The sequence below is a fragment of the Methylocucumis oryzae genome (assembly GCF_000963695.1).
Classification (GTDB): domain Bacteria; phylum Pseudomonadota; class Gammaproteobacteria; order Methylococcales; family Methylomonadaceae; genus Methylovulum; species Methylovulum oryzae.
Genome location: NZ_LAJX01000152.1, coordinates 1 through 8,639 on the forward strand (window position 1 = coordinate 1; position 8,639 = coordinate 8,639).

The following is an 8,639-nucleotide window of genomic DNA, read 5'->3' on the forward strand; positions in this document are numbered from 1 at the left end:
GCTTTTTTCTTGGCTAGGTTTTGGCAAAATGTAAGAAGTAGGTTTGTGAGTTGCTGATAGAAATTTAGCAGCAAGTATTCTGTTTTTTATCAACTTCCATAACAAGCAATAAATTTATTAAATATCATATAGATATAACAAGTTAGGTGCTAAAATCAACAGTATTGACGCATTGCGTACCCCAGTACGTTTAATCGGTTACCAACTTAAGACGGGACAGGGTGTTTAGGGCGACAGAATACGCAGGAGAGGTTTTCTGCCTACTACACGCCATACCTGGCGTTATGCGTTCTGAATGGCCTGTCCCGTTTAAGTGTGTAGCCCGTTTAATCGACTACCAATTATAACGTAGGCTTGCCAATACCGTACGGCGCTCGCCGTAAAAGCAATAACCGTCACCACAGGTCACGACAAAGGTTTTGTCTAATAAGTTATTAACATTAACCGATAAGCGTAAACCTTTCATACGGGCGTCGAGTTTGCTTAAGTCGTAATGGGCGGCTAAGTCGGCTAAGACATAACTAGGCGCTTTTTGGCTGTTGCTTAAATCGCCATAATTCATCCCTACATACCGAGTACCCGCACCCATACCAACTCCAGAAAAAGCACCACTTGGCTGCGTATAATCCAGCCATAACGAGGCTTGATGTTTAGGGGTATACGTCAACCATTTGCCTTGTTCGCTATCTTCTTCGGTTTTAGTCACTTCGGTTGCGGTATAGGCATAGCCCGCCGTTATATCGAGACCGTTAGCCAAACTGGCTTTGCCTTCAAGCTCCATGCCATGCGCAACGACTTCGCCGGTTTGTTTTTGCTGGGGATTGTCTGGCTCTGTTAAATCAGGCGTCAACACATTTTGCTGTACTAAATGGTAGGCAGATAGGCTGACATAGGCGTTGTAGCCCGGCGGCTGATATTTGATGCCGACTTCGTGTTGCTGACCGGTGGTGGGTTTGAACACGTTACCAAGTCGGTCTGCGCCAATCGCCGGGTCAAACGATTCGGAATAGCTATAATAAGGCGCAATGCCGTTATCAAATTGGTAGCCTAGCGCCGTGCGATAAGTAAAAGCTTCGTCATCTTGCGTCGTATCGGTTATTTCGCCGTCTCTTTTTTGATGAGTTTGGCTGGAAGCCCAATCCTGGCGTATGCTGACAGTCAACAGCCATTGCCGCCATTTGATTTGATCTTGACCATAGATGCCGACTTGTGACAGGTCTGAACGGAATCGGTTGGTCAATTCAGGCTTGGCAAAATCAACGCCATAAACCGGGTTATAAACATCAAAAAACAGTTCGGGCAAATCATAGTCCGTGGAGCCATTGCGTCTTCGGGCATCAAAGTGTCTGAAATCTAAACCCGCCAGCAACGTATGTTCGGTTGCTCCAAAGGTTAAATCGGCTTGCAAATGATTGTCTAATGTGATGGTTTGCGTTTTATCTTGGTAAGCGGAGCCATACCGACTGATTTGGCGTAGGTTAGGGTCAGACTCTACAGGGAAATCAGGGTCGTCAGTGGGGCGGACATAGCTACCCCAATAATTATCTGGGTAAAGCCCTTGATAGCTACTTTCTACATCGGCATAACGAAAATTTTGCCGCGCTTTAAGCGTGTCGGAAAAACGCATGCTCTAACGCATAACCAACGGCAAAATTGCTCACGTTCATAGTTATCATAGCCGGGGTCGCCTAAAAAGCGTTCGCTAGGAATTTGTCCATTTGGGTTAGGCAGCACCGTGCCTTCATAAGGTAAAAACTGCATGGCATTACCGGTTTCATCTTTTTGATAATGGCTTAAGAAGGTCAATGAAGTTACGTCATTACGCCAAGTGAAGCTAGGTGCAATGAAATAACGGTCGTCATCAACATGATCGACTTGCGTGCCGCTACCTCTGACTACGCCGACAATGCGATACAGTAAGTCGTCGCGGCCAGTGACAGGACCACTTAAGTCTAATGCGCCTTGAATGCGGTCGAAGCTACCACCTGATAATTGCATTTCATGGAATGGCGTTTCTGTTGGACGTTTACTCGTCATGTTCACCAAACCACCAGGTGGATTTTGTCCATACAACACCGACGAGGGGCCGCGTAATACTTCTACCCGTTCTAAATCGTAAGGATCAACGCGTAATTGTGCATAGCTGGTGTTAGAACTCATTAACCGAGTGCCGTCTAAAAAATTGCGTGGCCGTAAAGCCGCGTAAATTCAAATAATCGTCGCGTGTGCTAGGTCCGTATAAACCGCTTAAGATACCTGGCGTGTAGGCCACGGCTTGAGTAACGCTTTGCGCAGCATGGGCAGTGATTTCGTTTTTACCGATGATACTGATGGATTGAGGAATTTCTATCCAGGGGGTATCGGTTTTGTTAGCTGATTCTGAGCTATCTGCCACATAACCTTGTATAGGCGCATGGGCTGGAGTGGTTTGCTCGCTTTCGACGGTTACAGTTGGCAGTGTGGCCGGTTTAGCGGTCGATAGGTTCGACGTTGGTTCATCGGCAACGGTTTGCGAACTAAACAGCCAAGCTAAACTTAACCCTATCATTAAAACTGGCGGTCGCGATGATAAATGCCGGTATGCAGAATTAGCAGTCATAAAACTCCGTTGCGCACTGTTACAAAACAAAAATCCGACAGACGCAACGCGTCTGCCGGATGTTTAGGTTGAGATGTAGAATGGTTAAGCCTGTGGCGATGGCGGGAGGCGTAATTCGACATTTTCGTTACACGTTATTGACCGGCAGTGATTTCTAGGCTCCAGCCTTTAACTTCGCCTTTGTACCAAAAGAAATCATCAACAATGTAGAGTTTCCAGTCGCCGGCCGGGCTTAAACCATTGAAAGTGCTTAATAGTGGGCCTGATGTAGTAAGTTTCTTCTTGGCTTGGTCAGCTGTTGTCATGTCGACAACAGTGCCCGGTGTAATCAAACCCGCTTGCACAGGCGTGCGGAACTGGTCTAAGTCATCGACGCTTAAAGGATTGCTTGCGTCGTAGTCAGTGGGTTTCCAGCGATGTGCCGTAGTGTCCGTCCAGACGTTTACCCATTCATCATAAACAAGACCATACAATTCACTCGTGGTGCTGGTGGTTAACGTACCATCGTTACGAGTGTTATTTGGTAATGGCAGTGTCGCGGCATCATCAAAAATCAAATTTAAGTTTTTGACAGCCGTCGATGTGCCTTCAGCAGCCGTTGAACCACTGACATTAGACATTAACATGACATATTGACCTTGTGGACCTACTAATAGCATATCCACATCATCGACTAAGTCGTGGGTTAGACCTTTTATTGTCACGTTTACGTCTTTGATTTTATCGCCCTCAGCAAAGGCATCGGCTGGAACGGTAATAGTGCTGCCATAAGGTTGAGCAGGTGCGACAGGGAAACCGCTATTGTTTTCACGGATGTTATAAACATCAACCAATTCGGCACATTGCTCTTTGTCAGGGTCTGCGCATAAGTCTTTAATAACAATACGGCTTTTTTGCTCAAAGCTTTTAGTCGTATCAGCCATTGCATTTAATGACATGCCAGCAAGCAATGCTCCTATGGTAAGCACTAGTTGAGTGGGTTTTAACAACATCTTAATTCCTCATTAAAGTTAATAAAAAGTTCAAATTTAAAATACTATGTAAATAAGAACGATTCTTATTATTAATAAAATGACTAGCAAGTCAAGCGATTTGTGTGTTTTATTGATTAATGGATGGCGTTTGATACTACGACTAGATATTGCTGTTGCATAAATTGACAAACTTAATGATAATAATTATCATTAAGTTTATTAAAAATTATACGCGTCTGTCATGTTAAATCCTCAGTTATCCAAAACTCATTGTTCTCACACTCAATCTTTTATGGTTAGGGTTGAAGATGCTCATCTAATCGTTACTCAACAAGGTGAAGTCATTGCTGAGCTTGTTATAACTGAGCAATTAAATGAGCACGTCACTCTACGCGCAACTAAATTACCCGTATTAATGAACGAGTCTGTAGCAGTATTAGCACGTGCAGTGAATGGACTGTTCGATAACTTTAAGTCGGTAAAAACAGTGGCGTTTTCATGCATAGACTCACCTGAGCTATGCAAGCTGTTGTTAAAACACGGTTGGTTAGCAAGCGCCGACTCTGTATCTATTGTGTGGGCAAGACGGGATATGTTTAGACAATTGCCAGATTATTGGCTGCTAGCTAATCAAACGACATTAATGCCATTGCATTACACCGTAAGCGATGGCAAACGCCACCCGATACGCGCGCCTTATCCTGATGGTGAGATTTATCAACGATTTGTCCCAGAGTTAGACCAACGTTTTTCGTTAAGAACCGTAGCGCCTACACACGATGTCGACATATTCCATGCTTGGCAAAACAATCCGCGCGTCGCGGCGTTTTGGGAAATGCCTGGCACGTTGCAGCAGCATTTGGATTATCTCTATAAAGTCAGCACCGACCCTCATTTACATCCTGTTATTGCGTATTTCGATGCCCAACCGTTCGCGTATTTTGAGATTTATTGGGCGAAAGAAGACAGAATTGCGCCTTTTTATCAAGTGGATGATTACGACCGTGGCGTACACATGTTGGTCGGCGAAGAAAGTCTACGCGGGCCACACCGAGTTGCTGCATGGTTAACGTCATTAGCGCATTACCTATTTTTTAAGCGACCCACGCACCCGCTATGTCGTAGCTGAGCCACGCGCCGACAACGCCAAAATGATTGCATACATGATGAACGCCGGGTTTTACCGGGCGAAAGAGTTTGACTTTCCGCATAAACGCGCCGCACTGATGGCTTTGTCGCGAGAAGCGTATTTCAGTCAGTTTTGTTTTTAATAATGAGGTTAACAAAATGAGCATAGACAACGAAGACACCGTGTTCCAAGTCGTCGTCAATGACGAGGAACAATTTTCCATCTGGCCGGATTACAAGGCGATTCCGAATGGCTGGCGCGCCGTTGGAAAATCTGGCGTCAAAAAAGATTGTTTAGAGTATATAGACCAAGTCTGGACCGATATGCGTCCCTTGAGCTTGCGTCAGTTTATGGCTAATCAAAACGAACAGCGTTAACACCCTCACCGATGACAGCTATGGCCACTGTGTTGAAAACGACTAACTTAGTGATGACTAGCCCGTTGCCGTTGTTGGTGCAACCGGCCCAGCCTGGTTTAAGTTTGCACGAAGTATTCGCAGAGATTAAAGCCTTAGTCGATGAGCAGCTTTATCTGCGCGGCGGTTTAGTGTTGCGAGACTTCGCGGTAGACAATATTGCCGCCTTTCAAGCATTTGCCGCTGCATTTGGCTCGCCTTTGCTCAGCTATGAATTTGGTTCTACTCCGCGCAGCAACGTACTCGACGGCGTGTACACATCAACCGAATACCCACCACACCAAGCGATTCCGCTACATAACGAACAAGCTTATACCCTCGAATGGCCGATGAAAATCTGGTTTTACTGTGCGCAAGCCGCTGTGCAAGGGGGTGAAACGCCGATAGCCGATAGCCGCAAGATTTACCAAAAAATCCATGCCGCTATTCGTGAGCGCTTCACCCGTCACGGCTTAATGTATGTGCGCAATTACGGTAATGGCCTAGATGTGCCGTGGTCGCAGGTGTTTAACACGACTGACCGCGCTAACGTCACTCACTATTGCCAAAACCACGGCATTATTTGCGAATGGAAAGACGATGGCGAGCTACGCACCCGGCAAGTCTGCCAAGCGGTCGCGCAACATCCGATTACATGCGATTGGGTATGGTTTAACCAAGCGCATTTGTTTCATATTTCCAATTTAGCTGCTGATGTTCGCGAGACGTTATTAGAGTTATTAGATGAAGAGGACTTACCCCGTCAAGTGTATTACGGTGATGGCTCAGCTATTGAAGACAGTGTGTTAGCCGAAATTCGCGCTGTACTAGACGAAGAAACCGTCATATTTCCGTGGCAAACCGGCGATGTAATGATGTTGGATAACATGTTGACCGCCCATGCCCGCACCCCATTTACCGGCCCGCGAAAAGTCGTCGTGGCGATGGCTGAACCCTATGCTAGGGACAATCGAGAGCGTTTCATAATGGATAATAAAATTTTTAGCCGCTAAACATTTTGTCGACTTGCTCAATCTTAGGGCTGAGCAACACCCTGAACGCATTGCGTTATATTGCTTAGCCGATGGCACCGGGGCTGAAACCTGTTATAGCTACGCAGAGCTAGATTTACAGGCTCGCGCGTTAGCCGCAGAGTTGCAAACGGTCAGCAAACCGGGTGAGCGCGTAATGCTGTGTTTGGCCAATGATTTTTCTTATGTCGTTGGTTTCTTTGGTTGTTTGTACGCAGGTCTCATCGCTGTGCCGGCTTATGTTCCGGATATGACTAATCCTCAGTCTAGTAAACGAGTATTGGCCATCGCCCAAAATGCCCAGCCTAGTGTCTTATTGACGGTTAGCACGCATCTTAATAGCCTGCAAACCCTTGCTGAACAAATCCATGCCAGCGTTATGACGATTGACACGTTAGCGCTTGACCGGGCATCGGCATGGCTAAAACCAACCATTAAAGACGACGACATTGCCTTTTTGCAATACACCTCAGGCTCTACCGCTGAGCCTAAGGGCGTGATAATAGGGCATGATAATTTAATGGCGAATGAGCGGGCGATTAAACAAGGCTTTGCGATTACCGAACAAGACGTATTCGTCAGTTGGTTGCCATTATTCCATGACATGGGCTTGGTCGGTGGCTTGTTACAACCGCTATTTAGCGGTATTCCGGTGGTGTTAATGTCGCCGCGTTACTTTCTGGAACGTCCCGTGCGCTGGTTAGAAGCCGTGTCGCATTATCGCGGTACTGTTAGCGGCGGGCCAGATTTTGCCTTTAGACTCTGTAACGAAAGAATTCGCCCGGCTCAGTTAGAAGGTCTGGATTTGACTAGCTGGCGCTTAGCCTTTTGCGGCGCCGAGCCGATACGCGTAGCAAATTTAACCACGTTCGCCGAACGGTTAGCTGCCACAGGTCTACCTAAAACGGCGCCCTACCCTTGTTATGGTTTAGCTGAAGCGACATTATTGGTTACCGGCGGTGCGCCTAGTCAAGCATTAACAACAACGTGTTTTAATACTCAAGACTTAGCTGCGCAACGGGTTCAGCCTGCAGACTCGGGCGTTGAATTAGTCGGTTGTGGCCATAGTCAACTCGACCATACAGTGCTCATAATATCAGCCACCGGTCAGCCTGCTGGCTTAGATGAAGTAGGCGAAATCTGTTTATCGGGCCCTAGTATTTCGCGTGGTTATTGGCGCAATCCAGAAGCAACCGCCGCAGTGAGCTTGGTCTATGAAGGGCAACACTATTTACGCACCGGCGATTTAGGTTTTATCCACACACAGCATTTATACCTTGCTGGACGCAGCAAAGATTTGATTTTAATCCGTGGTCATAATGTCTATCCGCAAGATGTCGAGCAAGCCTTGGAAGACCAGTGTCCAGGTTTGCGTAAAGGCCGGGTAGCCGCGTTTGCGATAGAACACAACGGACAAGAAGCCATTGCCATTGCCGCCGAAATAGGTCGAGGCGAGCAAAAAAAACAACCCGCAACGGCGTGGTTTGATGTCATTAACCGCATAGTCGCTGAAACCTGCCAAAGAACCGGCGCGGCTCATTTTGCTATTAAATCCAGGGGCATTGCCGAAAACCAGTAGCGGTAAATTACAACGCCGCGCTTGTTTGACAACCTGGCAAACAGGTGAGCTGGATGTCTTTGCCGAATTTAATGGCGATACCGTCCAATCTGTTGCGGTTAGCGTTACAAGCGTCAATCAAACACGAATGGCCGCGATTTGGTCGGAGATTTTACAAATACCGAACATCGCCCCGGAACACAGCTTTTTTGCTTTAGGCGGCGAATCCATCGCAGCCATGCAAATCTCCGCCGCTGTGCGTGAGCAATGGCAGGTTGCGGTAGAGCCGGGGCTGGTATTTATTAAGCCTACTTTAGCTGAGTATACGGAAACAGTGGTTAAACTAACGACTACTGAGATCATTCAAGGCAATGCTGCTATCGAACGCAGTGACGCATCAGAAAATCTACCGTTATCGTTCGGGCAACAAAGTCTATGGGCTTTGCAACAACTATACCCGGAAACGACCGCTTACCACATAGCCGGAGCTATCCGAATTACCGGCCATGTCGATGTCAATACCGTGCGCTCTGCTTTTACTGGGCTAATGCTACGCCACGACAGCTTACGCAGCGTGTTCAAAGCTGAAGATGGCTTGGCGTCTATCAACATTCTGACGGACTGTGATTTACCATTTATTTACCATGATCTGACTAACTATTTTGACGCCGAAGCTGAAGCACAGGTCTTAGCAGAAACGGCAGTATTAACACCGTTTGCACTGGCTGAACAACCCGCTTGGCGCTTAGTCGTCATCAAACGCGCTGAACACGACTACGAACTCAATCTAGTCTTACACCATCTCATCGCCGATGGTTGGAGCATGAATTTATTACTCAGCGAATTCGCTGAGTTATACCAAGCGGAACTCAACGGTGTTAGCGCTGAACGTGCTAAGTTGCCAATACGTTATGCCGACTATGCGCGTTGGCAACGCGCTTGGACGCAGCCGG

Annotated in this window: 8 protein-coding genes and 1 pseudogene; 6 read left to right on the forward strand and 3 right to left on the reverse strand. The window is 47.0% G+C overall.

The window, feature by feature from the left end; genetic code table 11:
* Window positions 1–334: 334 nt before the first annotated feature.
* The 3 genes and pseudogenes from VZ94_RS26030 to VZ94_RS14650 all read right to left on the reverse strand — a co-directional run bounded on the left by VZ94_RS26030 (window position 335) and on the right by VZ94_RS14650 (window position 3,591).
* Entirely contained in the window at window positions 335–1,627 is a 1,293-nt protein-coding gene (locus tag VZ94_RS26030; RefSeq protein WP_052700579.1) for a TonB-dependent siderophore receptor, read from the reverse strand.
* A pseudogene (locus tag VZ94_RS30880) lies at window positions 1,573–2,599 on the reverse strand (TonB-dependent siderophore receptor). Before VZ94_RS30880 ends, VZ94_RS26030 begins: the two are co-directional and overlap by 55 nt.
* A 134-nt stretch (window positions 2,600–2,733) precedes the next feature.
* Window positions 2,734–3,591 carry a hypothetical protein gene (locus tag VZ94_RS14650; RefSeq protein ID WP_052700582.1) on the reverse strand — a complete coding sequence of 286 codons (858 nt, stop codon included), beginning with the start codon at window positions 3,589–3,591 and terminating at the stop codon, window positions 2,734–2,736.
* A gap of 274 nt (window positions 3,592–3,865) precedes the next feature.
* Between VZ94_RS14650 and VZ94_RS23255 the strand changes: the two genes are divergently transcribed.
* The 6 genes from VZ94_RS23255 to VZ94_RS23265 form a co-directional block, all read left to right on the forward strand.
* Complete coding sequence (locus VZ94_RS23255) at window positions 3,866–4,702, forward strand: GNAT family N-acetyltransferase (RefSeq protein ID WP_204369159.1); 837 nt, start codon at window positions 3,866–3,868, stop codon at window positions 4,700–4,702.
* Window positions 4,656–4,844 (forward strand): GNAT family N-acetyltransferase, encoded by a 189-nt coding sequence (locus VZ94_RS32825; RefSeq protein ID WP_204369160.1) that lies wholly within the window; start codon window positions 4,656–4,658, stop codon window positions 4,842–4,844. Before VZ94_RS23255 ends, VZ94_RS32825 begins: the two co-directional genes overlap by 47 nt.
* Before the next feature lie 16 nt (window positions 4,845–4,860).
* The gene (locus VZ94_RS14660; RefSeq protein ID WP_045779796.1) at window positions 4,861–5,079 is read left to right on the forward strand and encodes an MbtH family protein; all 219 of its coding nucleotides are present in this window, start codon (window positions 4,861–4,863) and stop codon (window positions 5,077–5,079) included.
* Window positions 5,080–5,099: 20 nt separating this feature from the next.
* A complete protein-coding gene (locus VZ94_RS14665) occupies window positions 5,100–6,110 on the forward strand; it encodes a TauD/TfdA family dioxygenase (protein WP_239649969.1) in 1,011 nt (336 codons plus the stop codon).
* 13 nt (window positions 6,111–6,123) lie between these two features.
* Window positions 6,124–7,707 carry an AMP-binding protein gene (locus VZ94_RS23260; RefSeq protein WP_052700584.1) on the forward strand — a complete coding sequence of 528 codons (1,584 nt, stop codon included), beginning with the start codon at window positions 6,124–6,126 and terminating at the stop codon, window positions 7,705–7,707.
* On the forward strand, window positions 7,691–8,639 hold a 949-nt coding region (locus VZ94_RS23265), incomplete at its 3' end, for a condensation domain-containing protein (RefSeq protein ID WP_131655576.1). The genes VZ94_RS23260 and VZ94_RS23265, both read left to right, overlap by 17 nt.